At 66.1% G+C, this 25,690-nt stretch carries 21 protein-coding genes and 3 pseudogenes; 15 read left to right on the plus strand and 9 right to left on the minus strand.

Features of this window, described 5'->3' with window-relative positions; all coding sequences use genetic code 11:
• Nucleotides 1-327 precede the first annotated feature (327 nt).
• Nucleotides 328-458: pseudogene (locus tag ACTWQO_RS25675) on the minus strand (IS5/IS1182 family transposase); the annotation flags it as partial.
• A 150-nt stretch (nt 459-608) separates the two neighbouring features.
• Between ACTWQO_RS25675 and ACTWQO_RS25680 the strand changes: the two are divergent.
• From ACTWQO_RS25680 to ACTWQO_RS25690, 3 genes are all read left to right on the plus strand, one after another.
• Complete coding sequence (locus ACTWQO_RS25680; protein ID WP_443239717.1) at nt 609-2,396, plus strand: hypothetical protein; 1,788 nt, start codon at nt 609-611, stop codon at nt 2,394-2,396.
• A 132-nt stretch (nt 2,397-2,528) separates the two neighbouring features.
• Nucleotides 2,529-3,287, plus strand: coding sequence for a hypothetical protein (locus ACTWQO_RS25685; protein WP_443239718.1), 759 nt, complete (start codon nt 2,529-2,531; stop codon nt 3,285-3,287).
• A gap of 656 nt (nt 3,288-3,943) precedes the next feature.
• Nucleotides 3,944-4,513, plus strand: a complete 570-nt coding sequence (locus ACTWQO_RS25690; protein ID WP_443239719.1) for a hypothetical protein — start codon at nt 3,944-3,946, stop codon at nt 4,511-4,513.
• 109 nt (nt 4,514-4,622) lie between these two features.
• Here ACTWQO_RS25690 and ACTWQO_RS25695 read toward each other — a convergent pair whose 3' ends face one another.
• Both ACTWQO_RS25695 and ACTWQO_RS25700 read right to left on the minus strand, forming a co-directional pair.
• Nucleotides 4,623-5,927: a helix-turn-helix domain-containing protein gene (locus ACTWQO_RS25695; RefSeq protein ID WP_443239720.1), complete on the minus strand. Its 1,305-nt coding sequence runs from the start codon at nt 5,925-5,927 to the stop codon at nt 4,623-4,625.
• Between the two features lie 7 nt (nt 5,928-5,934).
• Nucleotides 5,935-6,087 carry a hypothetical protein gene (locus tag ACTWQO_RS25700; protein WP_443239721.1) on the minus strand — a complete coding sequence of 51 codons (153 nt, stop codon included), beginning with the start codon at nt 6,085-6,087 and terminating at the stop codon, nt 5,935-5,937.
• 777 nt (nt 6,088-6,864) lie between these two features.
• Here ACTWQO_RS25700 and ACTWQO_RS25705 point away from each other — a divergent pair.
• Nucleotides 6,865-7,227, plus strand: a complete 363-nt coding sequence (locus ACTWQO_RS25705; protein ID WP_443239722.1) for a hypothetical protein — start codon at nt 6,865-6,867, stop codon at nt 7,225-7,227.
• 146 nt (nt 7,228-7,373) lie between these two features.
• Here the strand turns inward: ACTWQO_RS25705 and ACTWQO_RS25710 are convergent, their stop codons facing one another.
• Complete coding sequence (locus ACTWQO_RS25710) at nt 7,374-7,958, minus strand: DUF4760 domain-containing protein (protein ID WP_443239723.1); 585 nt, start codon at nt 7,956-7,958, stop codon at nt 7,374-7,376.
• Nucleotides 7,959-8,197: 239 nt separating this feature from the next.
• Between ACTWQO_RS25710 and ACTWQO_RS25715 the strand changes: the two genes are divergently transcribed.
• Complete coding sequence (locus ACTWQO_RS25715; RefSeq protein WP_443239724.1) at nt 8,198-8,389, plus strand: hypothetical protein; 192 nt, start codon at nt 8,198-8,200, stop codon at nt 8,387-8,389.
• Nucleotides 8,390-8,575: 186 nt separating this feature from the next.
• Nucleotides 8,576-8,689 (plus strand): annotated as a pseudogene (locus ACTWQO_RS25720) (zinc finger domain-containing protein); the annotation flags it as partial.
• 113 nt (nt 8,690-8,802) lie between these two features.
• Here the strand turns inward: ACTWQO_RS25720 and ACTWQO_RS25725 are convergent.
• Complete coding sequence (locus ACTWQO_RS25725) at nt 8,803-11,022, minus strand: hypothetical protein (protein WP_443239725.1); 2,220 nt, start codon at nt 11,020-11,022, stop codon at nt 8,803-8,805.
• A 153-nt stretch (nt 11,023-11,175) separates the two neighbouring features.
• Between ACTWQO_RS25725 and ACTWQO_RS25730 the strand changes: the two genes are divergently transcribed.
• Together ACTWQO_RS25730 and tpg are read left to right on the plus strand one after the other, a co-directional pair.
• The gene (locus ACTWQO_RS25730) at nt 11,176-11,340 is read left to right on the plus strand and encodes a hypothetical protein (RefSeq protein ID WP_443239726.1); all 165 of its coding nucleotides are present in this window, start codon (nt 11,176-11,178) and stop codon (nt 11,338-11,340) included.
• Between the two features lie 219 nt (nt 11,341-11,559).
• Nucleotides 11,560-12,117: a telomere-protecting terminal protein Tpg gene (gene tpg / locus ACTWQO_RS25735; protein WP_443239727.1), complete on the plus strand. Its 558-nt coding sequence runs from the start codon at nt 11,560-11,562 to the stop codon at nt 12,115-12,117.
• A gap of 97 nt (nt 12,118-12,214) precedes the next feature.
• Here tpg and ACTWQO_RS25740 read toward each other — a convergent pair whose 3' ends face one another.
• Entirely contained in the window at nt 12,215-12,463 is a 249-nt protein-coding gene (locus ACTWQO_RS25740) for a hypothetical protein (protein WP_443239728.1), read from the minus strand.
• A 654-nt stretch (nt 12,464-13,117) separates the two neighbouring features.
• On the opposite strand from ACTWQO_RS25740, the gene ACTWQO_RS25745 reads away from it, so the two are divergent.
• The 6 genes and pseudogenes from ACTWQO_RS25745 to ACTWQO_RS25770 all read left to right on the plus strand — a co-directional run bounded on the left by ACTWQO_RS25745 (nt 13,118) and on the right by ACTWQO_RS25770 (nt 18,003).
• Nucleotides 13,118-13,861: a hypothetical protein gene (locus tag ACTWQO_RS25745; RefSeq protein ID WP_443239729.1), complete on the plus strand. Its 744-nt coding sequence runs from the start codon at nt 13,118-13,120 to the stop codon at nt 13,859-13,861.
• A 452-nt stretch (nt 13,862-14,313) separates the two neighbouring features.
• A pseudogene (locus ACTWQO_RS25750) lies at nt 14,314-15,089 on the plus strand (Stf0 family sulfotransferase).
• Between the two features lie 102 nt (nt 15,090-15,191).
• Nucleotides 15,192-15,863, plus strand: coding sequence for a DUF6192 family protein (locus ACTWQO_RS25755; RefSeq protein ID WP_443239730.1), 672 nt, complete (start codon nt 15,192-15,194; stop codon nt 15,861-15,863).
• 3 nt (nt 15,864-15,866) lie between these two features.
• Nucleotides 15,867-16,277 carry a RacP protein gene (locus tag ACTWQO_RS25760; RefSeq protein ID WP_443239731.1) on the plus strand — a complete coding sequence of 137 codons (411 nt, stop codon included), beginning with the start codon at nt 15,867-15,869 and terminating at the stop codon, nt 16,275-16,277.
• A gap of 75 nt (nt 16,278-16,352) precedes the next feature.
• Nucleotides 16,353-17,210, plus strand: a complete 858-nt coding sequence (locus tag ACTWQO_RS25765; RefSeq protein ID WP_443239732.1) for an IS5 family transposase — start codon at nt 16,353-16,355, stop codon at nt 17,208-17,210.
• A 589-nt stretch (nt 17,211-17,799) separates the two neighbouring features.
• Nucleotides 17,800-18,003 carry a hypothetical protein gene (locus ACTWQO_RS25770; RefSeq protein ID WP_443239733.1) on the plus strand — a complete coding sequence of 68 codons (204 nt, stop codon included), beginning with the start codon at nt 17,800-17,802 and terminating at the stop codon, nt 18,001-18,003.
• A 49-nt stretch (nt 18,004-18,052) separates the two neighbouring features.
• On the opposite strand, the gene ACTWQO_RS25775 is transcribed toward ACTWQO_RS25770, so the two are convergent.
• Both ACTWQO_RS25775 and ACTWQO_RS25780 read right to left on the minus strand, forming a co-directional pair.
• Nucleotides 18,053-19,147 (minus strand): sugar transferase, encoded by a 1,095-nt coding sequence (locus ACTWQO_RS25775; protein ID WP_443239734.1) that lies wholly within the window; start codon nt 19,145-19,147, stop codon nt 18,053-18,055.
• A gap of 110 nt (nt 19,148-19,257) precedes the next feature.
• A complete protein-coding gene (locus ACTWQO_RS25780) occupies nt 19,258-19,686 on the minus strand; it encodes an RNA polymerase sigma factor (protein ID WP_443239735.1) in 429 nt (142 codons plus the stop codon).
• 1,944 nt (nt 19,687-21,630) lie between these two features.
• On the opposite strand from ACTWQO_RS25780, the gene ACTWQO_RS25785 reads away from it, so the two are divergent.
• Complete coding sequence (locus ACTWQO_RS25785) at nt 21,631-23,418, plus strand: helix-turn-helix domain-containing protein (protein WP_443239736.1); 1,788 nt, start codon at nt 21,631-21,633, stop codon at nt 23,416-23,418.
• A 62-nt stretch (nt 23,419-23,480) separates the two neighbouring features.
• Here the strand turns inward: ACTWQO_RS25785 and ACTWQO_RS25790 are convergent, their stop codons facing one another.
• On the minus strand, nt 23,481-25,667 hold the full coding sequence (locus tag ACTWQO_RS25790) for a tetratricopeptide repeat protein (protein ID WP_443239737.1): 2,187 nt from the start codon (nt 25,665-25,667) through the stop codon (nt 23,481-23,483).
• Nucleotides 25,668-25,690 lie beyond the last annotated feature (23 nt).

Below are 25,690 nucleotides of genomic sequence, written 5' to 3' on the forward strand. Positions count from 1 at the left end.
CGGCGGATCTCCGCCCAGTCCTCCACGCTGATCACCCATCCTCCCGGCCTGACTCAACGAGTCAGGCCGCCCAGGAGGGCCACAATTCATCCGGTGGAAGTGGTCTCAGATTGAGCCGTTGCCGACATGCGAGACCCCAGCGGGTTTTCACGGCCACCCAGTCGGTGGCATACGTGCAGCGGTAGCAACCGGCCGGCGGCTGCCAGGTGGCGGGGTCCTCATCGGCCTTCGAGCGATTGAAGGCGCGCAGGTTCCGAGAATCCTGGACGCCAGGCCACAGGAACTCGTACGCGAGTCCACTAATCATGGAGCCTCGCATGCGGGTTGGAGAGGCAGTCCGTTCGCGTCCGACAGCACGTTCATCTTGAAACCCGGCCTACTTCGGTCCACGGGGCTCGGATCCGTGTGTTTGCCTCCTTTGTCGCACTGACGTGCGTGGAGTCCCGCACCAGGCGAGTCGACGCAGTTCACCAGCGGCTGTGACCGGCACCGCCGCCATGCTCAGCCAAATGGATCTGTCGGCTGGCTTGGGTGACCGCAGCGAGACATGCTCAATAACGCTGCCCCGCCGTACCGGCTGGCTTTCTCGAGCGCCCTGGAGACGAAGAGTGATCGACTACTGCGCCCACGTTCTCTCAATTGCCGCGACAGTGGAGACCCTCGACTCCGTTGCTCCGTCCTCAGAGCATGGCGAAACATGGTCGGAGACGAAACAAGCTCTCCAGGAGGAATCCGGCTATGCGCTGCTGGGTGCTCTCTTCGACCACCTTCTTGAGCGCACCACCGAAGGCGAAAGCGAACACGAGATCTTGGAGGAGGCAGCTTCAATCTATGCTTTGGCCATCGAGGCCATGGCTAAGATGGATACGTTTAGGGCCGAGTTTGAAGCAATGGCGAAATCGCCCGCCAGTGCTACCCCGCAGCAGTTCACGAATCTGCTCGTACGCATGAAATCCCTCAAGAGCTTCATGGAGGGCCAAGTCGATCGCGTGAAGGCCCTCAAGAGCAAAGCGACACCCCCCTACTCGCATGTACCCGGGCACCGCGCAACATTCGACCAGACTGTCAGCGACTGGGCGTGGCGGGACGTCGTACTAGGGCGCAGGACCGATGCGCTCGTCCGGGAGTTGGCAGCCGCAGAGGACGGAACGTCCGCGACTCGAGCCTTTTCCTTCGGCGCTCTGACAAGCTATTCCTCCAACTGTATCGGCAGCAGCTATCTGGCTACGGCCGTGGGCGGACCCCGCCGCTCCCATCCTCTACGCGACCGGATCGCCCGGTACGCGGTAGGTGGATGGCTTCGGGTGAAAACCAAGGACGCCGCAATCTGGCCTACCTTCTCCACATTGAGGGAATCCTTGGCAGCGTTGGGTGGCCCGAACAGGCAATTGCCTGACGCAATCACGAACCAGATCTCGACAGCCCTTAGTAAGGCGTTCCCTTCGGGCAGCGGTGCGCCTGCCGCTCCCCCGGACCTCCAGGCCGGCTACGAGAGACTCCTGCGGCACCTGGAACTGCTCGATTCGTTCCCTGAAGCGCCGACTCCACCTGACATCGATGGGGATCTTCTTGTTCGCACGCTCGACGGATCCCTGAACGATGGTGTGCTCGGTCCAGGGGCATCCGGTGACCCCCTACACGACCCGGACACTGGCCCTCCCGTGAACGATCCCAACCTGGGGCCGCCGACTCCTGGCGGGGTTCCGGCAGTTCAGGGCCAGGTCTCCGACAATGGCTGTTTCGGCCTAGGCCTTCTCATCCTGTGTCTCGGGATCGTAGCTGTCGTCATCACCATCTTCATCCTCACGTCAGATGACGAGGATGAGCAGGGGAACCCCACGGTCACAATGGAGGCACTCACAGCGTTCCTAGAGTCCGACGATGCATGCAGAGTAGTAGCAAACACCTACAACGCGCGTGTCTACCTGCACGAGATCGCGTCGATTTGCCTTCAGTCCTTTAAGCGCATTGGCCTGCTCTACCCCGAGGAAGCCGACCTCGGCAATTGGCGTTTTGCGCAATTTACCGAGTTGCCGGCCGAACCAGGTCTCGCGCATCCGCACCGGCCCTCGAGCGATGAAAGCGCTGAGTACCTCTTGTGGCCGACTTCGCCGATCGAGGAGCCGACCACTAATCCGTCTCACTATCCGCCTTCATCTACGCCAGACGTGTTCCTTTCTGGAATTCCGAACGCCGCATCTCCCACGGTAGGGGAGTTCGGCGCGGAGGTATGGCTACGGCATCAGGACGGGGCAGTTCCCCAGGACTCGGACATCAACCTGAACGCCGACGCAGACCGTGGCTACGCCGCCGCCTGCTGGCGGGTGGCACCAGGGCAGTCCATCAACCACGACCCGATCCCAGTCGAAACACTCGGCTATCTCGACGTGACCTGACTGCGGCCGCCTCTACGACCTGAGGAGAATTCACCGATGCCAAATGGGCAAAACGAGCATATTTCTCGTCCCTTCCTCGTAATCCCTTACACGGCAACGGACGACGGAAGTAGGCCATCATCAGATCCTGGTGTGGTCTTCTATGAATGTCCTAGCATCCTCCTCGACGACAGCCCGTACGATCCGTCTAGTCCGCTGGACCCGGACGCGACGGTTAAGCTCTCAGTAAAAGTGAAGAATCGAGGTGACCTTGATTGCCTTGTGACCGCGCGCTTCTACTGCTCCAGCCCAGCGACAACCTGGATGCCGAAGGTCGTCGGGTCGATCACCTTCACCGTCAAGGCCGGTGCAACTATCAAGCCAGAGAAGGCTGTCGAATTCACCCCGGCGACGCACTTCGCCAAGTTCGGCCTTCCGACTCCGGATCACTTCTGCTTCTTCGTGGAAGCGACCACTTCCCTGGATCCTGCGTCCGGAACCTATCAGGCGAAGTATGACCGCCACTATGGGCAGCAGAATGTATCCTCCCACCAAGTCGCACCAGGGCAGCAGTTGGTAATCCCTTTCGACACCTCAGGTCTGCCCGGCAATGACGGGCATTACTTGATCAGCCTGCGGCAAATCGAGTGGCAACATGGAGAAGGAGAACCCTTCTCCATCCCGTCAGATTCCTTGCGAATCACGGATCCCACCACAGGTGATGGACATGTTGGATCCATTCCGCTCACGCTCCAGTGGGGCGAGATCAAAGCTTTCCAGGCTGTGATCGACGTACCTGACAACGCCCAACCGGGTAGCGTCGCGCGGCTGCTGATCGAGCAATCAAACCCAGAGCTGGAGAAGCCCGTTGGGGCAGTCGGCGTGAACGTTGTTGTGATTGGGCAAGAGTAGTAATCGGAACGCGCTGCCAGGCCTCCTGCAAGTCTTCGACGACGTCAACCCGCCGATGGTGCATCGTCTGGTCGGCCGCCGGCCCAGATTAGGCACTGCACTGGTACGGCTGTGCTTACCGTGGCCATTTCGCAGTGCGTTCGGAGAGGGCGGCGGTGCTGTACCGAATCGCGGTGTGCGCAGAGATGCCGAGCAGACGCATCAGGTGAAGTGGGTCATCGACCTCGACGGCATCATGTAGTCGATTGGTCGATGTCGAGGGCGCGGGCCACAGTGAGGTCGACGTTGTCGTACGGCGAGGTATCAAGTACCGCCGGTCAGCTGGAAGTTGGCGCCCTGGGCGGGGGCGGTGACGGCCTCCTCGAGGAGGACCTCGTTTCGGGTGCTGCATGAGTCCGCGCAGCCGTGGCAGACCGCGCCCGCTCCGAGGCCGAGCCGTCCCGCCGGAGCCGCAGCCTGACAAGCCCCGAAGGCGGCTCGGCAGCGGCCCCTTGCCCCGTGGGGGGTTCTGGGAAGGGCCCGGACGCGGCACTCGGAGCCCGACACGGCTGGCACGGAGTCCTACCGACTTGCCCACACCAAAGCCCAGGCCCAACCGGTCGACGCCAGCTGAAAAATACAGCTGAGCCAGAAGGGACGGCTGAGAACCTGTCCCCATGACAGACAAGGCAGGCGGGCTGGAGGGCCAGACGGTTCGCATTCGCCCGGGCAAGTACGCCCGGGTCGAGAGGGAGAGACGGTTCTTGCTGGCCAACCCGCCAGCGCCCTCGTCGGTCACCGTCACCCGCGTGATCACCGACCGGTATCTGCTGGGAACACGCCTGAGACTACGTCGTGCCGAATTCTCGGACGGCCGTTGCGAGATCAAGCTCACCCAGAAAGTCCCCGCCCCCCAGTCCGGCGCCGTCCAGGGCCTGATCACGAATACGTACTTGTCGCCGGCCGAGTATGAGGTGCTGGCCTCGCTGCCAGCCGCGCTGATGTCCAAGACCCGTCTCAGCGTCCCTCCTCTGGGCGTTGACGTCTTCGACGGGCACCTTCAGGGTCTGGTGCTCGCCGAGGCCGACTTCACCACCGACGAGGAAGCACAGTCGTTCAAGCCCCCTGCCGAGTGCGTGGCAGAGGTGACCGACGACGCCCGCTTCACTGGAGGACGCCTCGTCCATACCTCCCGCCAGGAGCTGCTCGGGTGGCTGACCGAGTACGGCCTCCGCCCAGCAGAGTGACGCCAAAAGTCATCGATGTCGATCAGACGGACACTGCTTGAGTGACTCCCGAAGTCGTCGACAAACGCCTTCCGAAGAAACAGACATAGCCAAGGCCTACCTCGTCGACTCATGACGCCTGCCAGGGATCGCTCTGAGGCTCAGTGCCGGCAGGCGTGGGCTGGCCTGCGGCTGGTTCGCGGACAACGATGGGCAGAATGGGCCTGGAACCAGGGATGTTGATGCGGATGCGCGTGGTCGGTGTGCCAGCTGACGGCTTCCGCGATGGTATGCCCAAGTTGCCCTGGCAGGACGCGCAATCACAGTCTGGAGGTATCTCAGGAGCGGCGGCAGGCGTCGCCGGCGGGTCCGTGACGGTCGCCAGACTGTCGGCGGTTTGTGAGGGAGTCAGGGACGGGCCTGTGGGAGCCGGCCAGCTGCGCGCGATGCGCTGCGGCAGTGGCTTGCGCTCGGCGGTGGCAGGTAGCCGGAGTGAGAGCGTTGGCGTGTCTCCTGCCCCGCCAGCGGTCTCAGACGGTGCACAGTCTGCGCACAGTTGTGAGGTCCAGCCCTTGGAGCCGTGATATCCGAGGGAGGGACGTCGGCATTGAGGACAGGCCAAGTCGCCGCGGCGCTGTGCCTGGTCCACCAGGAGCTCGCGGGTCATACGGGCTGACGCATGGGCTTCTGCGTCTTCGGGCTGGGGGATATGGACCAGGAGTTTCAGCGCGGGCTCATGGCGCGCGGAGGCTTCCATCTCACTCATGAGTACTTGTAGGTCGCGCGGCGTGAGGCGGTCATGCCTGATGAGGTGTGGGCTGAGGCCGTGCCTGCCCGACCGCTTCGATCGCACGCGCGTACTGCGGCGGTCCGCGTCGGCCCGGTCCCATGCCTTGGTCCACTCCGGCAGGTCCGCCTTGCGGACCTCGAAGGCCTCGGCGAAGGCGGCCACGAAGGTCCTGCTGGGTGTCGAGCGTCCTTTCAGGACGCGGCCGACGGTGCTGCGGGGCAGGCGGCCTAGCCCTCCCAGGCGGGCATCGAGGCTGCGCAGGGGAGGGCTTCCGTCGTCGTGGTAAAGGTCGACGATCGCGGAGTGGAGGTCAGCGAAGTCTTTGACGACGCTGATGTGGACGCCGCCGCGGTGCCCGCTCAACACGCCCTGGGCGCGGGCTTCGTCACGGCGGGCCTGTTTCCACAGCCGCTCGGCTTCTTTCACGCTGAGGCCGCAGGCCTTGGCGTAGGCGGTGACCACGTCAAGGTTCTGCGGCACACTGCGCCCGGATGCGGCACGCGCGAGAGTGTCCGCGCTGTACTCCGTACGGGAGGCAACCTGGTCGTACGTCAGGCCGGCCGTTTCGCGTCCCGCACGGAGCCAGGTCGCCAGCGCGTGCAGAGATCTGCTGCACTGCCCGATCGGGTTCTCGCGGCGTCCCATCAGCCGGTCAGGCCTCCGCGGTCCGCGCTCGCTCAGCGTCGTTTCGGCGCAGGCGAAGCAGCAGGCAGGTGCCGAGCGAGAGCGCCTCTGTGATCAGCACCAGAACGCTGAGAGTCGGCAGCCCAGCGGCAGCCAGGACCGCCGCGACGATGACGATCACGATGAGAACGCTGGCCTCCGGCGCTGTTATCGGACGGGACGTTCCGCAAAGCGGGTTTTTCAAGGGACTCTCCGAATGGGACGTACTGAAAGGGGACTTCGGACGTACTGCGGGCTAACTGGGTGTTGTGCACGAGGCGGTTGCCGCCACCTCATGGCTAGTGATGTTGCAGCATCCGGGCCCGCAGTACTAACCCTCCCCAGGCCGTAACCGCATCCATGTCCCTAGGCTGGTCTTGCCCCCTCAGCAGACCAGCCATCACAGACTGCCTGATCAGACGCCCTCCAGCGAGGCAATTCCCTCAAGTGCGTCCCACCTTCATTGCACCCCAGAACATCACGGTGCGTGATTATCCGCTTCTGCGTCCCAGAGCCCCACAACGCTTCCAGACATGACGGAACGCGCATTACCCCAGGTCAGTCCCAGGGCGACCAGAATGTTTTCCGCACCGGCGTCCCGGTGTTGACCTGGCAGCAAGGCATGCCTGATCTTTGATGATGCCGCAGTCCCCGAGGCCTGCGGCAGCTCTCCGAAGTACTGCGGGCAACACAGTCGCGGAGAAGAGCAGCATCCGTTGCCGCGGCTCTGCTCACCGTCCTGGCGCTGATCTGCAGCGCCAGGACGGGCCTCCGCGCGTGCGAACGAGTAGCTGCGGCACCGTCGAGTGCTTTGACTTGTCGCAGGGCCGCGATGAATGCCGCGGACCGGATGGTTCAGACACGTCCGGCCGATACGGTGCGGGGCTGTTGTCAGTTGCCGACCGCTACGGTCCGCACTATGACGTCGACTCCTCACTCCAACTCCGTGCGGTGGCTGCTGGAGGTCACCGCCGCCGCAGCACCCGCAGGGCCGGCCGCGTTCGAGGAACAGCGGCAACTGCTGCGCTCCGTCGCCCAGTTCGATCAGGCCTCGCGGACGTGGTGGGCGCGTATCGGCGCGCTGGATGTCCGGGCGCTCGAGCTCCTGCAGCGGCTGTATGAGGCGGCCCAGCGTTTCGGGACCGCTGTTCGTGTCGAGGCCGTCGCTGCTCCCGATGCCTGGAACGGGCCCTGTTTCACCGACGTCGGCGAGCTGGCGAGCCTGGCGGCGGCACAGGCTGATCGTGGTCGCCTGCTGGGGCAGCTCTCCTGCGCCGAGTGACTGCGGCCGCCACTCCCCAGAATCGGAGCAGACGTCCGGCCATGCTCGGTCCGTGCGATCGTCTTCGGTCAGGCTGGGGGTGCGGTGGGCGGGCCCTGGTCGGCGGGCTGGTCCAGTTGCTGCTGGCGGCGCCGCGATTGGAGAAGCTAGCGGCGAAGCTGCCCATTCAGCAGGCGCTGCCTGTCAACCGGGCAGCTGGCTTCCATCTTGGCGACGAAGGCTTCCAGGATGTGGAGGACTGCGCTGTCTCCGATCTCCAAGAGTTCGCGCTCCTTGCTGACGAATGGCTTCAGAGCAGTCCAGATCTCGATGTACCGGCGGCGCAGCAACGCGCTGACGAACCGCTCGTCCACGATGTCGAGGTAGGCCAGGATCGCGTAGAGCTGGAAGAAGTAGGCGACGTCGTAGATCCTTCGCTGCGCTTCGTCGCTAAGCCCTGATATGCCGTTGTCGCTCGACAAACCTGGCAGGTCATCGCGGATGAACGCGTAGTTGCGTTGGAATTCGAGCGAGCGGAACTCGGACAGGAGCTCCAGGATCGGACCCACGTGGTTCGCATGCCGCTGCGCTCGGAACTGGTTCTTCGCCAGCCATGAAGAGACGGCAAGAGCCGAAATCGACACGACCACAGCTCCGATGTTGATCAACGTTGAGGCGTCCAAGCTGCAGCTCTCCCTCCTCGGTGGTCGCGGGCAGTTGAGTGCGCGGACCACGGCGGTCTGCTGCGCCATGCCCGGCCTGGTGTCTCCCGGCACGTGGTGGTCTCCCCGCTAACTGGAGCGTGGCCTCGCAGTTTTGTGCCGCAAGCCGTGATCGTCTTGCGGAGGTCGGCTCCGCGGGGGAGGAGAATGGCCACCCCCAATCAAGATCAACAGCGAGGGGTTGCCGTGCCTGGCACATCAGATGAGCCCGATTTCTCTGGCGTGGAGGAAGGCGAGGGTCAGCAGGCGGTCGACATCTGCAGGCGGTGGTGCACTGGTACCTCGAGCAGATCGCCGTCGAGCGCAGGGCGCCGCTGCCGGATGAGGACCGGATCGCGCAGCTGACGGCCGACCGGACAGTCGCCTACCAGGATCTACAGCGGTTGGAGGAGGCCACCCGGGAGGAGGAGGACCGCCTGGCTGCGCTCGATGCCGCGCGGCTGAGGGAGCTTGAGTCGTAGCCCGGCCGCGGCACCGGCAGCAGCCGTACGGCGGGGTGGTGCACGCCGATCCGGGGCGGCTGCAGGTGCACGGGCATCAGCGGGTGGGCCAAGGCGGCGATGTCGTCCAGTTCGGTGCGGTGCGAGCGGATCGAGCCCATCCTGGCGGAGCGGTAGGCCGAGGCGGAGCGACGCCGACGCCGGACAGCGGGGGAGTACGACATCGCCTGCCCCGACTGCGGAAGGCCGCCCGGCGAGCGCTGTCGGCGACGGATGAGAAATGGACCAGCGGCGGCGTACAAGCGCTGGCCGAGTCCCTGAGCCGCTGCCCCAACGAGCCGATCACGGTCACACTCGCCCGGCAACGACGCGGTCCGGGAAGTCCGCACACGGGAAAACCCGTCTGGACGGGAGGAGGGGATCGGCTGCCGTTCCTACCGGGGGTCGGTCTCGATCACGCCGATGCGTTCAGCGGCGGTCTTGCCGCGCAAGGCTTTTCGCAGGGCCCGGATTACATCTTCCGGCGTGACGGGTGTCCTGCTGCCGTCGCCGCGGTGGATGAGGACGCCGTCGAACACCGAACCGTAAAGGCCGCGCAACACCGTGCGGTCGTAACTCTCCACGAGCTTGCCGCCGATGGGTTTCATGGAGATGACCTTCGACAGTGACACCTCCGGGTTGAACGAGACCTGGTGGACGGCGTCCGTCCGGACGATGACCTGGCCTGACATCGCCGGGTTCGCGAACTCCTCGAGCGCACGCTGGATCTCGGTGTCGTCGATCGTGGGCTGCCGGACGGCGACCGGCAGGGGGACGGGTGTGCTCTCCGTGGTCTCGGCCCGCTCACGGTATGCCGTGGTGACGGCGGTGGCCGCCTTGCCCAGGTTGAGAGCCTTGTGTGGCTTGCCCTGTACGGGGACGGCCTCGCCGGGGACGAACTTGATCCCGCCGTCGTGTCCTTCGGCCCTCTCCCGGGAGAGGGTCTCGAGCGCGGTTGTCAGCTTCTCCTCGTCGACCTCGAACTCCGGCTCCGCGATGCGGGCACCGCCGAAGAGCGAGCCGATGACGGAGACCGGGTTGTAGTCTCCGTCCGCGGCCTTGTGCACCGTCGCCTCGGTGTCGATGGCCAGGCCCGCCACAGAGGGCTTGAGTTCGTGCTGCTCGCCATCGACGGTCACCTTCAGCGGGGCCGTCGCACGCTCGCCGAGTGCGGCGTCGAGCTTGCGGACCGCCGCTTTTTTGCTCGTGCCGCCGATGTCGACGCCGAGGACGGTGGTGTCCCTCGGGACGTCCGCTGGGTTGATCAACAGGCCCGCTCCGTACAAGACGCCGAAGAGGGCGACAACGCCGACGAGTGCCGTTCCAACGAGGTGCAGTTTCGAGTGTCCTTCCGTCGCGGTAGGCGCGCTGGGCGCAGGTGCCTGCGTGTCAGCGGCGGCCGCAGGGTCGCCGCCGCCGAAGGGCGGAGGGGGCGGGAACGGCGTACGGCCAAGCGCTTCCCGGCCCCGGCGTCTCTTCCGGGCTCGGCGAATCTGTGGGCTCGGCCGGTCCCGCCACGTTCGTTTCCGTTGCGCCCGCAGTGCGGCCGCGAGCTCAGGCCAGTCCGCCTTGTGCGGGGGCTCCTGGCCAGGACTTTGATCGGGGTGGTCGAACAGGCCCCCGGCCGTCGACGACTCGGTCAGTGGGTTGTCTGCGTTGTCCGCTGCTTCGTCGCGGACAACGGTGGCCTGGAGCGCCTCGTCGTTGTCCGCGACGTGTCCGGAGACAATCACCGGGTTCCCGCCGGGTCGATCAGCACGGTCCAGTCCGACCTGCTCGCGCAGGTCTTCCAGCTCTCGGTCCTGCTCGGTCAACTGCTTCTCGGAAGCACACAGCACATCCGCGATCTGCTCCAGTGGCGGAAGGTCCAGCCCCGCCGCGTCCCGTGCCGCAGTCGCCTGTGGGAGGAACACCTCCTCCGCCGCACCCGCGGGGACATCTTCGACCTGCTGCTGCAGCTCGCTCTGCCCGCGCGCCACCTGCTGTTCGGCGGCCAGCCGGATCTCGTATGCCTCACGCTGAGCCCGGCGAGCATGCTCGAGCTGCTCGTCGGCCTGGCGGCGGTACTCGATCGACAACTCCAGCTCCCGCTGCAGCTCCGCCCGCGCTTCCTCTCGAGCCCGGCCCTGCTCCACCTCGAGCTGGGTGCACCGGTTCTCCAGGACGGAGACCATGTCCTGCAGCTGTGCACACCGCTTCTCGGAAGCCGCGAGCTTCTGCATGGCTTCTATCTGGCGCAGCCGCGCGTCGTCGAGTCGCAAGAACGCCTCCGCCACAGTGCCCCCGCGCTGACGGGCTACGGCCGCTTGCGGCAGCTTCTTCCCGGCCTCCAGCAGCGCGGCGGCTCCTCGGGCCTCCCGTAGCAGCAGCCGACCCTCCTGCAACTCGCGGGCACGCAGGCCGGGTTCATGGATGTACCGGTCGACGACCTGCTCCAACAAGTCCTGCGGGATCAGGCTGCTGCCATTGCGAAATCCGGTCCAGGCACTCTTGCCATAGGGGAAGTCAACTTCCAGCTGCCGTACCTTCACTCCTTCGGTGACCTTCCGCAGCCAGATCGCGAGCTTGTTTGCCTGCTCGGTACGCCCCCGCAAGTCGCCCAGCGGCCGCCCCATCCAACCCGCCACCCCACTTGTCCAGGGGACAACCGCCTCGTTGTCCCCGATTTCAACCGGCCACCTGCGATGACGCCGATGCCCCAAGGCGAACAATCACACCACCTATGAATGTTGAGTCTCCAATCGATCACCGAGTGCCGGGAGACCCACATGCCTACGCCCCGCCAGCCCCGCCGTTCGTGGCCCTACGTTGTCGCAGCGGTTCTGGTTCTCGCCGTCCAGCAGGGTTGGGACGCCGCCGCCGTTACCAAGCTCGCTGCCGTACTCCTCGTCCTGGTCGCCCTGATCCATGCCGCAGGCCCCGGAAACCAGTGAGAGGCCGGGAGGAGCGCTAAGAGCATGGGGTGTCGCCTCCGGCCGAACCGTCGGAGGCGGTCACGCTCCCGCCCGCCTCCGGTTTGAGCAACGAACGTGGGCACCCAGAGCGTGCTGTGGGGCGAGGGCGTGCGGGAGCAGTTCCCGGAGCTCAACCTCGCCCGGTACATCAAGGACGGCACCGCCACCGACGTCGACAACGGAGAGTAGGAGAAGGCGATGCCCCTGTTCGGGGACGGCCTGGACGCCGCGGTGCAGAAGGAGTTCACCCGCCCGGCGCCCAAGAGCGCCGGCGCGCAGATGCGGTACCTGGTCAAGCAGCTCAAGGGCACGAAGGCCGTTGCCCAGATGCTGCGGGTCTCCCAGCGCACCGTGGAGCGGTACGTGAAGGACCAGATCAAGAAGCCGCGCCCGGACCTCGCCGCGCGCCTGGAGCGCGAGGTGAGGGCCCGGTGGCAGCCGCAGATCCGGGCGAAGGCCCGCGAGAGGGCGGCGACCACCGGCGGCATCGTCATCGACACCCGCGCCCGCCTCGGCTACACCTCGCCGATCGGGTCGACGGACCAGGACCGCATCCGGCACCTGACCGTCGCACTGCCGCCCCGCCACGCCGCCCGCCTCTTCGACGCCAAGGAGGCCGGCGCCACCGACCAGGAGCTCAAGGAGCTCGCGGCCGAAGCGCTCAAGGAGGTGTACTTCCAGGACAACGGCCGCCGCGCCGGCCAGCTGGAGGAAGTGCGCTTCACCGACATCGAGCACCTGGAGTTCGAGCTGTAGAGGCCGCTCCCCGAACAGCCTGCGAGCCCGGACTGTGACTGAGCGCTTCAGTTGGCCGGTGCGCGGTCAAGTTGGCCGGTTGAGCGTCCGAGGATGATCACGATGCCCAATAGGGCAGGTCGCCGCGCTCGCGGGCGTCGTCCTTGGCGATGCGGACCTGGGCAACGGCCCACTGGTTGGCGCCGCTTTCGACGTCGCGCAGATACGTCGCTCGGGTGCCGAGCGACGCGGGGCCGGGCGAGTTGAGGCCGCACCCCCAGCAGATGACCCGGTCGGCATCGGCAGGACACGCGGTGTGGTGGTCACAGCGGGGGGCAGGCGTGTTCGGCCTGGCGTTCGAGGACATCGGACGGACCGATTTGGGAGGTGGCGCGGCAGGAGCCGCACCTCACGGTCATGGGCCCGGTCCAGTCAACGTGCTGACGATCAAGGGTGAGGCGGTAGTCGGCGGAGTCCGGTTCCCCGATCAGTCCGCACGCGGTGCACTTGAAGTATGGGCAGCGTTCCTCACGGGGCACCTCATCCATGGTGGCAGTCTCCAGCATGGCCTCCAGGCCCACAGCCGTATTGCTCAACTGGCCAAGTGAAGGGTTCTGACCGCGCTTCCGTGACAGCTACGACAGATGCACTGCCAGTCGTACGGCACTGAGTCGATCGTTCACGGATGCACTGGCCAGCACCCCGCAGATGCCCAGCCTGAGGGATGTGGTTAGCCATTGCGGTACAGCACTGCATTCGAGGTGCTGCGCGCCGCAGGGACTAGTTCGAGATTTATTGCCGGAACAGTCTCCTGTGGGGACCGAGGAGAGAAGCTACCTTCGCCCAACGAGACGAGGAGGTCCGTTTGATGACTGTCGTTCCCCGCTCTGCTTCCCCCTACTCAGTCGACCCCACAGGAGAGGACCCCGTTAGCATCCGGGCCTTTGCTTTCTGACGTACAGCACAGCATCAGGTCCGAATTGATCTGCGCACTGGGAAGGTCGAGCCGGTCGCGGCCTCCGTGGAGACGCCGTACGTCCTTACCGTGGCCGTCAGGTCCACCCCCCACTTGAAGGACAGCTGCGACATCCTCCCGAGCGGCGGCGGCGTGTCCTGGACCGACCCTGTGGCGGTAGTGCAGGCCGGATCGTTTTCGTACGACGTCCTTCTCCCCGACATCGTGAAAGCGTTGGAAGCCCGCATGGCGGCGCTGAACGGCCAGGAACGAACCGTGCGGGCTTTCACTACCGAGGTGCTGGGCCTGAGGTGGGAGGCCCGATGGGCAGAAGCAGTGTCCACGGCACTTCTCGGCGGCTGGGCCGACCCGCTGCACGCCGGCCGCCCCCTCATGCCCGCGGCCCTGGGCGTCCTACAGGCCGAGGCCCGGGTCATCCACCGGCAGCTGACACCACTGTGGCGGCGCCGAACCAATGGAACGCGGATCCTGCTACTGGACACTCCGTTGGGCGATGACCTCACACTGTACGACCTGGTGGCTGACAGCCTCGATCCGCAGGAGACCGCAGTAGTTGTCGAACCCGCCGACGTCCGACTGGTCCGGATTCTCAATGCGCTCCAGCCGCTCGAAAGGGAGGTCGCTCTGGCTCGGACCTATCCGGGGGTCGCCACCTGGACCGAGGCTGCGCTCTACCTCGGGGCTGCAGACCCGGTCGCTTTCGGCGAGCGGGTCCGCCGCAAACTCAAGCGCCTCGGTCAGCAGCACACTGACCGCGCCCGGGCCGTCGCAGCTAGGGGTACCTCATGAGCAGGGGGAAAGCTCACGCGACTGAGCCCGCTCGGCGTGCCGTTGTGATCCGGGTGCCCAGCGGACCAGCCGTCTCAGCCATGCTCACCACCGGCTCCGTAACCACCCTCCTCGCCGGCGGCACCGTGCCGCCTGACTCACCTCTGGCTTGGCCTCTGGTCATCCTCGCTCTCGGGGCTATGTCCTATGACGTCGGAGTCCGCGCCTTGCGCCGCCGCTGACTCGTCCGGGGAGCACTCACCGGCCAACTGCGAGGTCCTGGCCACGTGTCTGTGAACGGTCGACTCAGTGACGTACGGCGGACAGGGGATCTGCCGTAGTTGTCACGGAAGCGCGGCCAGAACCAAGTGAAGCGCTCAGAAGCTGTGTCTGATCCGTACACGACAGTCGCGTGTCGATCAGTAATCAGGTTGCGTGCCGTGATCGAGGCGGTCTTACCTTGCGTTGTGACGATGCGAACGGACGCTGCGGAACAGGTCGACTCGTACTTCATCTGTGCCACTCCTCGTACCGGTAGTTCGTTGCTACTTGGGCTGTTGGAGTCGACTGGGGTTGCCGGTCGGCCGCAGGCGTTTTCCGTGCTCCTGACGAGTCGCTGTGGGCTGACAGGTGGCAGATCCCGCGCTCTGATCAGCGCGGCTTTGACTACGCGGACTATGTGCAGGCAGCCCTTGCCGCTGGTCGGACCGAGAATGGAGTGTTCGGGGCGAAGTTCATGTGGGGGACCCTGGACGAGGTGGTCGACAAGCTGGCGAGGGTCTATCCGGACCTTGGCGGCCAGGACATGGCCTTGCTGAACAGGGCTTTCGGCCGCACGCGGTTCGTCTATCTGCGGCGTGAGGATGTCCTGGCGCAGGCCGTGTCCTGGCTGCGAGCAGAGCAGACCGATACCTGGTACATCGGCGGCAACGGAGAAATCGGCGGTAACGGCGGCAGAGGGCAGCTGCCCGGTTTCGACGCGGCCCGTATCGGCGAGCTGGTACAGATCATCGATGAGCACAACGTGGCGTGGGATGCATGGTTCGCCTCGTGCGGGATCAATCCGCTCCGGGTTCGCTACGAGGAACTCGATGCCGACATGGCCGGTGTCACGGAAGGCATCCTTACCTTCCTTGGGCTCAGGTCACCTGAGGGGCGCGCGATCGCGCCCAGGCACAAGCGGCAGGCAGACGAACTCAACAATCAGTGGATCGAACGCTATCGGGCGGAGTCGGCACAGCACTGGTGAGTGCCCTGCTGAGGGGCGATCTGCCCCGCGGCAGGGGGCGTCGGCCGCTCGGGTGACGTGATCACGCGCTGACGCTTAGCGTGGCCTCCATGGGCAGGAACGGTGTTCCCCGGCTACGGCTGGTTGTCCTCGCGCTGGCCGAAGGAGCGACGGCGGGCGGACGTCTCGCACACCATCCACAAGGTGCTGGCCAGCATTCCCGATGAGCAGGAGCGTTTCGAGGCGGTCAGCAACCCCCCGCCCAACCCGCGCGGAGGTCCGCCACGCTGGACGCACGACAGCGCGAAGCGGGTGGTGGGCTGGAAGGTCGACTCCCCGGAGAGTGTCCAGGAGAAGGTGGAGGCGATCCACGACCTGGCCAGCGACGACGCGGTCGCGGCGGTGGTGACCACCGACTTCCTGCGCCGCCCGGCGATCGCCTCGAAGGCCATGGCCGACGACACGGCCAGGCACGCCGTTAATGAAGCTCAGTTCGACCGGTTCCGCCAGCAGGCCCAGTTCGTGCACCAGGAGGCCGCCCCGCAGTTGCAGCGCATGGAGCATAGTGCGCAGTTCATGGACCTGGTCGCGGCCTGCGCGCAGTTCGTTGCGACGGCGGGGCGGATCGTGCCGAACCTGCGCGGCGAGCACTACGACGACGGTGAGCGCGAGACGATCGGGCGGGGGCTTTCGCGGGTACGCGCCGCGGCCGACTGGATCGAGAACGCTGTGACCCGCGGAGAGGTCGACCTGGACGAGCAGCTGGAGAAGCTGCTGAAAGGCTCGGGTGAGTAGGCGATGGGGCGGGGTGTCCCCGCTCACGTCCACGCCGAAGCGATCCTCAGCGCTCTGCTGGAAGCCCGTCCCGCCGGCCTGACCATCGCCCAGCTGATGTCCGCCACCGAACGCACCCGCGCCCAGGTCCACACCGGGCTCGCGCATCTGCGCAAGGTCGCGGTCGCCAAGGGCCTTCCGCCCGTGACCTGGGACAAACGATGGGGATACCGCATGCTGGACGACGCGCCGGAGGTGTGGATCGGCTACGAACGGGCGTTCTTCGAGACCGTCCACCACCGGGTGGAGAACTTTATCGCCGGGACCCTCCTCCCGCACCAGAAGAAGACCCCGAACGACCCCTACATCCGAACGGTCATGGCGCAGATGGGTGCGATCGAGTCCACCCTTCAGCTGCTGGCCAGCCTGGAGTGAACCGGAGCACGAGAGGCAACGGGCCGCGACCGCCCCGAAGTTGGCCCCATCCACCGGTCGCGGCCCGGCACCGTCATGCTGCTGCCCCGCTACCGCTATCCCTCCGACACCAGCGACGTCGAATGGGTCCTGCTCAAGGCGCTCCTCCCGACCCCCGCCTGCCAGACCCCGAAGGGCGGAGCCCCGGAGAAGTGGCCCCGGCGTCGCGTGGTCGACGCCATCCGCTACATCACCGACAACGGGGCCAAATGGCGCGCGCTGCCCGCCGACTTCGGCATCCCGTGGCGCACCGTGTTCGGTTACTTCGCCCGCTGGGCGAAGGCCGGCGCGCTCAAGCGGATCCTCGACCAACTCCGCCGACGGTTGCGGCTGCACCGTCGGCGCTGTCCCTGGCCGGTCCGGGTGATCGTGGACTCCCAGTCCGTCAAAGGCGCGGAGACCGTATCGAACGCGACGCGCGGATACGACGCGAACAAGCACATCAACGGCAGGAAGCGGCATCTTCTTGTTGACCAGGACGGCCTGCTCGTCGACCTGCTTGTCACCCCCGCCGATGTCCAGGACCGCGACGCGGCCCGCATCCTGCTGACCCGCCTCCACGCCGAACACCCTGAAATCGTCCTGGTCTGGGCGGACAACGGCTACGGAGGCGAGGAGTTCAGCGCCTGGGCCCAGGATGCGCTGGGCATCACGATCAAGGTCGTACCCCGCCCCAAGGACGCCAAGGGCTTCGTACTACTGCCGAAGAGGTGGGTGGTGGAACGGAGCAACTCTTGGACGATGCGGGCCCGGCGCAACGCAAGGGACTACGAACGCCTGATGTCCCACGCCGAAGCCCACATCCAGTGGGCCTTCATCACCCTCATGTCCCGACGCCTTGCCCGCCCCCGCCGCGGGACCGAGGCGTCGACCGTCACCCTCGCAACCACCTGAAGGCCAACACGCTGCCGCTGCTCGTTCGGAACAACGACCATCGACGCCCAACCGAACGGCAAACGGGATCCCTACCATCCTTCACACCCCCGTGACCTGCGAAAAGGAGATGTGACACAGCTTCTGAGCACGGGCGGGCCTTCCCGACCCGCGCTGCGAACGCGGGCCTCTACTCGGTGACTTGTAGATCATTCGGGAAGGTACGCCCTTCGCGTCCCGTCCCGAAGGCCGATCCACAAGTCCTGAGCATTGCTCCTCCACGTGGCCCCTGGAGACGGTCACGGAGCCCGTACGCGCGCCTTGGTACTGCGCTCAGGGCCGCAACGCCCTTCTCCGAACCCCAAGGTGGTGGCCTTGGACGGCTTCGCGGGCGCCTCCTGCTCGCTGTGTGGTTGAGAGCGACTGTGATGCCTTCTGGCCCTGTCTTGGTGCAGTTGATCGCAACACTGCATCATGCTGATCGGTTGGCCTGGGGTTGACGGAGCGTGTTGCACGCCGAGAGGGCCGAGATGCTCTACATGACGCGGGCCACGCCGGGCGGCTGTGGGCCCGCGCTTGATCTACTCCTGAACAGTCAGAAGGGGCCGCCTTGCAGAGGGACAGCGAAGATCAGGAGACTCCCTCCGGCTCACCGGCGAAGATGAGTACGTCGGAGAAGGTCGCAGCGTTCAACTCCGCTGCGGTGACCGGACTGGGCTCATACGTGACCAGCGGGTCGTACTTCGTGATGTGCACGGCCGGTGCGCTGACCCTGATCCTGCTAGCCGTGGTGTTCGTCGTAGCGGGGAGGTGACAAGGGGGTTGGTGCCTGCCCCAGGCAGGCACCAACCCCCTTTGTTTTCCTAGGCCGTTGCGGTCTCGTGCAGGGACCAGCGCTCAAGACGGACCCGCTCCGTGGTTACCTGCGGCGCCGGACCTTCTCCGCGTTCTTCGTCCGCCACCGACGTACCGGAATCAGGACGGAGGGGAATGCCCAGCTGAGGGCCGGAGCCAGGCCGGAAGACGAGCATGGCGAAGGCTGCATTGCTCAACAGGCGGGGCCCGAGCCGTTTGTTGAAGAGCACGCGCTCACACAAGACCTTCACCTGGGCTGGAACCACCTCGGCCAGGTAGCGGTCTGCATCCGTCTCCAGGTGCCAGGTGTCCTCGTACACGGCCCCGATGAGCCCCGGCCGGTGCTGGAAGACCCAGCGGCAGTCCTGCGGATAGCGTGCTGCCACCTCCGGCGGTTCGGGCTTGGGGCCGACGAGCGTGAGGTCACCGCGCAGCAGATTCCACAGACGCGGAAAATGCTCGACGACCTGGAGCCATCTGCTGGGGCGGGACGATGTCTTCGCACGGTGGTGCCTCAGCAGGCGAATCGGGTAACCGCCCTGGCCGACCCTGATGTTGCGTTCGATCACCGGCCGGTCGCCCCGCGCTGCGATCGCCGCGGCAGTCAGTGCCATCAACGGCGCCGTCATCAGCAGCGCGGCCATGGCCACGGCCACGTCCACGATTCTGCGACTGCGGGACAACGGGATGGGTTCACAACCCAGACCGCTGATCGCGCGGCGCTCCACGGGCCGCCGAAGCAGCATCACCGCGGTCAGGGCGAAGGAAGCGATCATGGCGGCGATGGTGACGGTGTTAGAAGCCGCACTCCTGCCGGCGGTGCCGGCGGGAAGCTGCACAAGCACCAGGCCGGTCGCCGTCAACTGCGCGGCCAGCGCCCACCGCAGACCCCACTTCGCCCGCCTGCGGCGCTGGGGCGGGCAGGCATCGTCGGCCGACTCCAGCAGATCACGCTGAATCACCAGGTTGGTGAGCGTGTCGTCCCCGGACTCGTGGCTTTCCACCGCCGCCTGCGTGAATGCGCTGACCTTGATCTTCAGCAGAAGCTCGTCCGTCTTCTGGGCAGTGACGATCTGATCGGCAGCCTCGTCCACCTCGGCCATGTATCCGGCGATGAGAGCCTCACCTACCGGATCGTTCTCCTCGGAGAGAATGACCCGGTAGCTCTGCTGCGGGATCTTCCTGTTGTCCCAGCTGTTGAATTCCTCCACTTTCACTTACCCCCCAGGTGACGCTTCGGTTCCAACTGAGCGCCGGCCTCGCTCAGTTCGAGTGCCTGTTCGTCGGCGATGGCTTTCATCAGCCGATTGCGCGCGTGCCGGATGTTCGAACGAACCGTGTCGGGCTTCTTGTCCAGCAATTTGGCGATCTCTTTGGGCGTATAGCCGTCGTAGAGGAACGCCATCACACGGCGCTGTTCCTGGTCCAACCGCCGCAGATGACGCAGTGCGTCATCACGCTCGAGGCCTTCATACGCATCTGTCGCGCTCTGCTGGGCGGGCCCCCAAAACCCGCGCGCGGCTGCGTCGGGCGCCTTACGCAGCCGGACCTCAGTGTTGACGTAGGCGCGTTCCGCGGCCAGACGGCAGTAGGCGCGCGGGCTTCGGATCTTATTCCAGCGGGGCAGGAGTTCGGTCAGCACCTCCGAGACGGCGTCCTCTGCCTCCTCCCATGTGGCTCCGAGGGTGGCGACGAACCGTACGAGCTGCTTGTGCTCTGCTCGTACGAACTTGGCGAACTCGTCGTATCCCTCTCGTCCCTGACCCTGCATGGACGATGCTGGTTCATCGGCGCGCCCTACCATCGGGCTGCCCTGGCCGCGTTGCTCATGACCGTGAGGGGAGCAAGATGGCTGAGGCGTGCAACGCCTGCGCTGGATTTCTTGTCCTGCTTTGGCGCGGTGCTTTGATAACGGCGGGTCAGCGGCAGATGCCGTCACGATGGCATCTCCTTCGGTTTCGGGCGGAGGCATCGGAGCAGGACGCGCGGGGCGGGCCCTGCATCGGCTGCACGACGCGCCGTCTGCCGCCGTCGGGTTGTCCCGGCCGCCACGGGCGATGCTTTCCTCGGCCGGGCGGAGACCGCCCGGTCATGGGCGCCTTTGGCCTGGAGGGAGGAGTGAAGGGGAACTGGCGTCGGTTCTCCCTCCGCCGACGCCACGGCACTGACTGCCAAGTTGACCACCATTGTGAGCAGCGGACCGACGAACGCGAGTGAAGTAAGCAGGCCGTGCCCCAATGCCTCCCACTGGGCGTCGCCTGCCGGCTGATTCACACGACTCCACCTACCTCATCCGATCTCTGCGGCAGGCCGGAGCTCAGCGTCATGGGCAACGCCAAGACGATCTCGGGGATGGAAGGATGGCACGCAGGTCCCCCTGCCCCGCACAGGTCGTGGCCCACCCTCATTTCGGCTCCGCCGGCGTGGCGTCGAGGGCTTGCAGCCGAGGGGCGGGCACATAGCAGATATCGAACAACGGTCGCAGATAGAGACCGATGTGCGGCAGGCCGCGTGATGACGGTGTATGGCTCTGCTGGACTGGGCAAGGGCCGAGGCGCGATACCTGGCTGACAACTGCCGGTGATCATCGAGGCCTTGTGTCGGTGCCTGTCCATGCGTTCCCGGTGAGTTGGTGCTCCCGTACGGCGGTGACACCCGTAGCGCGGTCGACTGAGCCCCATATGGCGCGGTACGTCACCGACACCTTTAAATGATCTTGGGGGGTGGTTGCACGCGGGTGCTCCTGTGATGCCCCTGGGGTATATGAGCACAACGTCGGCCAGCGCCCTGCGACGTGACGTCTTCGCGAGCGCCTGGCCCGCGTGTGTCGGATGGGGCGCGCCTCGCGCGCGATATCTGAGTGCTTGCTGCTCAAGCGACACTTCACATAAGTGGGAAAGTATGAAAGTGATAGGTGTTCAAGAATCGCCGTCTGGCGCCTCTTTGGGAAAGGCGGCAGTCCGCCCGAAGTTGGCGACTTGCATAGGGTCAGCCCGAGCAGATCAGATAGCTCTTCCTGTCAACTGCAGTCTCTGCTCGCAATGGCCTCGAAGTGCGACCGCGTTCACGCCTGTCACAGGTGCGTTATAGGGTGATCCTCGCCTCTGGCTGATTGACGATCTCCGTGCCATCAGCGAAGGGAGGTGCATTAAGAGGATGAAGTGTTCCCCGCCTGACGGGCCGCCTACGGGTACGCAAGGGCCCAGAGACGGGGACCAACGCACCACTAGCGCATAGGGCTTTGCCGCTCGGCAACCGGGGCCCCGGGAGCCGATGAACCGGATCCTGCTGCAATCAGGACGGTTCGGGGTGTTGCTTGGTTCCGCTTCTGTCGTGAGACCTCATGATCCCGCTCCGCATCCAGCGGTGCGGGGTTATGAGACTCGGTGCGCGCAACACTCCACGGCCTGGCTGGCGGCCAGCCCGCGGAGAGTCAATTTCCCCGGTCTGCGTACTCATCACGCCTGAGTGCAGAGGCGAAATCCGCAAGGAGCCAGCTCACGTGCCATGTGGGTGTGCAAGTTGGCCCCTTGGTGCCTGTCGACTTGCTTCTAAACTGTACCCCGATGTCGGAGGGGGAGTCGTCATGGCACGCGGAGCACAGACACCATTTGACGGGCCGTCATTGCGCAGGGCGCGGGCCCGCGCCAATCGGGGCCAAGGGCTCAGCGCCGAGGAACTGGCCCGGAGGGTGAAGGCCACCAAGGCGCAGATCCTCGCCTACGAAAACGGCCGGTACAGTCCCGATCCCCCTCGCATTCAGCTGCTGGCAGACGCCTTGGGTGTGTCTCCGCTGGACCTGGCCGATGGTGACTCGGCGCAGCGGTGGACTCTGGCGGAGCTTCGCAGGGCCAGCGGCCTTCGAGTCACTGACGTCGTTGATCAGCTGGCCGTCTCCTATGCCAACTACAGGCGCCTGGAATGCGAAGGGCTCGTTACCCCGCGCAGTTATGCCTTGGTACCGGCGGTCGCCGAACTGTTCGGCGTCTCTGTGTCCGGGCTGGAGACCTACCTGGCCAATATCCCGGCGTCGAAGGAGCGGGTTGCCCGGGCACACCCGCTGCTGGCCGCTGTGCAGCACACCTATGTGATTCCGGGAGAGCTGTCCCTTCCAGGCCCGGACGATCCCTCAGTCCAGCAACTTGCCGACGTCTTCCGCAGGCCGCCGCTGGTTGTCGCCCGCCTGGTAGGGCAGGAGATCGGACGCGTCCGTGCGGTCAAGCGCCGGCTGGCGGGCTACGAGGCGAGCGCACACTACGGCGCCTCGGCTGACGAGCAGGCCGCTGCCCGCCATGCCGCAGAAACCGAACGGCGCCGGCTAACGCACATGACGTCGACGCTCCCCGGCCGGCTGGATGCGTTCTTCCGCTGTGCACTGCCCAGCGACTCCTGGCGCGCTCTGGCCCTGCTCCACCTTGTCGGTCGCTTCGGTTTATGGCTGTCGCCTACCCAGCTGCAGGAGAGCGAGGCGAGTGTGTTGAACATTCCCTCCAGCATGCGCCGCTCGCTTCCGAGTCCGGGAGGCACCTTGGGCGTCCACCAGATCTCTGATGCGGGAGACGAACACTGTCAGGCCTACCGCTCGTGGTACGACGCCCTGCACCCCGGAGTGAGCAGGCTCCTGCGCGAGAGGGAGTCGCAGCTGTCCGGACATGTTCCAGCCAGGGAACTGCGCGAGTACTTTGCCTCGGCCCATGCCGTGCTGTTCAGCTTCGATGGCCTGCTGTGCCGACTGTTTGCCACGAACCTGGAAGCGGTCTCTCAAAGCCTTGTCCACGCGGCGCACTCCTTGCGTCTGTCGACGGGACCGCGCACGCCCACGGATCCGGTCGGCCTGCTGCGTGCCCTGGTCCCCTCCGGCAGCCCCTCCCAGATCCGCCGCCTGGACCACATACTGACCGCGCACGAGACCGAAGCCGCGCGGCAGGTCCCCCCGCTGCCGGGCGTCCAGCAGTTGTTCCGCGTCCTGACCGCGGGCAGCTGGCGGCTCGGGGTGGTGACCGACCACTCTGCAAGCGCGGTCAAGGCGTTCCTGGAAACTCTGGCGCCCTTGGTCGACAGCCAGCGGCTCAGCGTCTTCGGACGGCCCAAGGATCCCCGCCTGATGAAGCCCAACCCCCACGGCGTGGCTCTGGCGTCCGCTTCCCTGGGATCGTCGAAGGACCACACTATTCTGTTAGGCGAGTCAGTAGCCGATGCCCTGGCCGCCCAGGCGGCCGGCGTACGCTTCATCGGCGTGGCCAGCACACCTGATCAGGCAACGATGCTCAAGCGGGCAGGAGCGAAGACCACGGTCCGCTCTCTGCGTGAAGTCACCGCAGTGGTGAGGTCCTTGAACAGTCACCCGCGTGTGCCCGTCCGCTCACCCGAGTAGGACTGCCCGCAGTGGACCCCCAGCCCTCCTTGCGTACCGTGGCGTGACCGGGTCGGCCGGCGTCAGGAGTCGGCCGGCGACGTCGGCACCGGGTCAGATCCCCAGGCGCGCAGGGCATCTTCGGCACGAGCCGTCTGTGGATGCGATGCGCCGAGAACCAGCATGCTCAGGCGCAGCGTAGCGGTCATCAACTCCACCGCCCCTGCGTCGTTGCCCAGGTCACGAAGAACCAGCGCGGTCTTGTACTGGGTGTGCAGGGTCCGCGGATGCCTTTCTCCCAGCACACTCCGGCGTCCCGCGAGTGCTGCCTGATACTCCTCCAGGGCCCGCCGCAGTTGGCCTTGATCGTGCAGCACGGCCGCCAGGTTGTGCTGCGCCGTGAGCGTTCCCGGGTGGGCGGCACCGAACTCCTGGCGTCTGATCGCGCGGATCGCCTCGTACTCGGACCGTGCCTGCGGCAACTGGCCCCGATGGTGCAGAACACGGGCCACCTCATGGCGGGCTGTCAGCGTGTAGGGATGCCCCGGGCCGTGCAGTCGGCTGCACGCGGCAAATACACGCGACAGGTGCTCGTGGGCCTCTTCCAGGTGCCCCTGATCGTGCAGGACCCGGCCCAGCTCGTGGCGGGCGGTGAGGGTGTCCGTGTGCTCCTCACCGCGCACTCGGCTGCTGATCTCCCACACCGCCTGGTAGCCGGCGCGAGCCAGGGGAAGGTCGCCCAGGTCATGCATGGCACTGGCCAGCAAGTGGCGGCAGTCCAGCGTGGCAGGATGCTCATCGCCCTGCAGGGCCCGGCGCACGGCGAGTACCGCTTCGTACCGCTGCTGGGCCTGTTCGAACAGGCCCAGCGCCTGTAGATGGCGTGCTGCCATCTCGGCCACATCGGCGCCGGACAGTTGCGTCTGCGTGTTCATCTCCGCGCAGACTGCGATCTGATCAGCCAGCTCCAGAGCGTGTGGGGTCAGCGCCTGCCATGCCGCCCAGCGCTCGGGATCCTCCGGTGAACCGAGATCGTCGAGCTCCAAGGCCGCCGACACGAGCTGGACGGCCGCGCTCAAAGCGGCAGGAGTACGGCTGAGATCACGAATGAGCGGATGCAGCCGAACGGCCACGACGTCGTCCGGCGCGCGGGTCGACGACACCAGATCGAGCAGCCCCAGGGCCGCCAGTTCCTTCAGCATGCGCCACAGCGTCGGCCCGCTGATCTGAGTGAAGTCGTCGACGGCCGAAGCGAGAGCAGCGGGACGCAGCAGCAACGTATGGGGGACAGGGGCATCGGAGAACGCCGCGAGGACCTCTAGCAGACGATCAGTCCCGGTGAAACCGCGCCGCCGCATCAGCTCGATCGACATACGCCACGTCTCGGCGACCGCCTGCCGCGCGTCAGCCGGAGCCGATCCCCCTTCCATCGCCTGCACGTACGCGGCAAAGCTGTCGGGAGTCTCCGGGCCCTTGAAGGCATCCGGCATCCCCATCACCTCAGCTAGATACGAACCCGCCACATGCAGCGCCAGCGGCAGCCCGCCCAGCCGCTGGGCCAGCCTGCGGGCATCCGCAGCCAGCCCAGCAGCATCACCGGTATGGTCGAGTAACACCTCGGCGGCCTTGTCGGCCTGCAGCGATCGCACCGGCAACAGAGCAGCCTCAGTGCCCCAGGACGGATCTCCGCCATTGCGAGTCGTAACGATGACAACTCCACTTGGGCACGCCTGCGGCCGGACCCACCCTGTACCCGAAGCCAGGTGCCCCGGACCGTCCAGCAGGGCCGGGTCGTCAACCCCATCCAGTACCAAGAGCCATCTCTTCGCCAGCAGACTCAGCCGGTTCCACAGCACATCGGCCGCATCAGCACCCCAGGCACTGCTCGACTGCAGGCCGGTCTGCCGCGCCACGGCCCGCAGGCCTGCCAGCAGACCTTCCTCGTGCCGCCCGTCGATCCACCACACCGTTCTCCGGCATGCGGGGCAGCATTCCTGAGTGCGCGCGATCGCTTCCAGGACCACGGCTGTCTTGCCGCTCCCGCCCAGGCCGTGCAGGACAAGCAGCTTTCCGCCGCCGCCGGTGTGGCACACGCTCACCACGTGCTCCAGCAGCGCCTCACGCCCGCGCAGCGGGTAGCGCGGGTCCCGCTCGCCCATCGGCGGGGCGAGCGTCACCAGAATTCCCCGGTCGGGGAGGTCCGGAGCCCTCAGCACCAGTTGCCCGATCTCCATCCGGCCTGCCGCCACACCGCCCAGCTGGGCCGACACGTTACGCACCGGTCGTCCAGCCG

Origin of the sequence: Streptomyces sp. 4N124 (assembly GCF_052245395.1) — a bacterium.
Classification (GTDB): Bacteria; Actinomycetota; Actinomycetes; order Streptomycetales; family Streptomycetaceae; genus Streptomyces.

Excerpts from the sequence above, each read along its gene's own strand:
- ACTWQO_RS25775 (WP_443239734.1), bottom strand. The coding sequence starts at position 19,147 with ATGGCCGAGGTGGACGAGGCTGCCGATCAGATCGTCACTGCCCAGAAG.
- tpg (WP_443239727.1), top strand. The coding sequence starts at position 11,560 with ATGCCCCTGTTCGGGGACGGCCTGGACGCCGCGGTGCAGAAGGAGTTC.
- ACTWQO_RS25740 (WP_443239728.1), bottom strand. The coding sequence starts at position 12,463 with ATGTCCTCGAACGCCAGGCCGAACACGCCTGCCCCCCGCTGTGACCAC.
- ACTWQO_RS25725 (WP_443239725.1), bottom strand. The coding sequence starts at position 11,022 with ATGGGGCGGCCGCTGGGCGACTTGCGGGGGCGTACCGAGCAGGCAAAC.
- ACTWQO_RS25760 (WP_443239731.1), top strand. The coding sequence starts at position 15,867 with ATGGGGCGGGGTGTCCCCGCTCACGTCCACGCCGAAGCGATCCTCAGC.
- ACTWQO_RS25710 (WP_443239723.1), bottom strand. The coding sequence starts at position 7,958 with ATGGCGCAGCAGACCGCCGTGGTCCGCGCACTCAACTGCCCGCGACCA.
- ACTWQO_RS25705 (WP_443239722.1), top strand. The coding sequence starts at position 6,865 with ATGACGTCGACTCCTCACTCCAACTCCGTGCGGTGGCTGCTGGAGGTC.
- ACTWQO_RS25765 (WP_443239732.1), top strand. The coding sequence starts at position 16,353 with ATGCTGCTGCCCCGCTACCGCTATCCCTCCGACACCAGCGACGTCGAA.
- ACTWQO_RS25690 (WP_443239719.1), top strand. The coding sequence starts at position 3,944 with ATGACAGACAAGGCAGGCGGGCTGGAGGGCCAGACGGTTCGCATTCGC.
- ACTWQO_RS25785 (WP_443239736.1), top strand. The coding sequence starts at position 21,631 with ATGGCACGCGGAGCACAGACACCATTTGACGGGCCGTCATTGCGCAGG.
- ACTWQO_RS25695 (WP_443239720.1), bottom strand. The coding sequence starts at position 5,927 with ATGGGACGCCGCGAGAACCCGATCGGGCAGTGCAGCAGATCTCTGCAC.
- ACTWQO_RS25730 (WP_443239726.1), top strand. The coding sequence starts at position 11,176 with ATGCCTACGCCCCGCCAGCCCCGCCGTTCGTGGCCCTACGTTGTCGCA.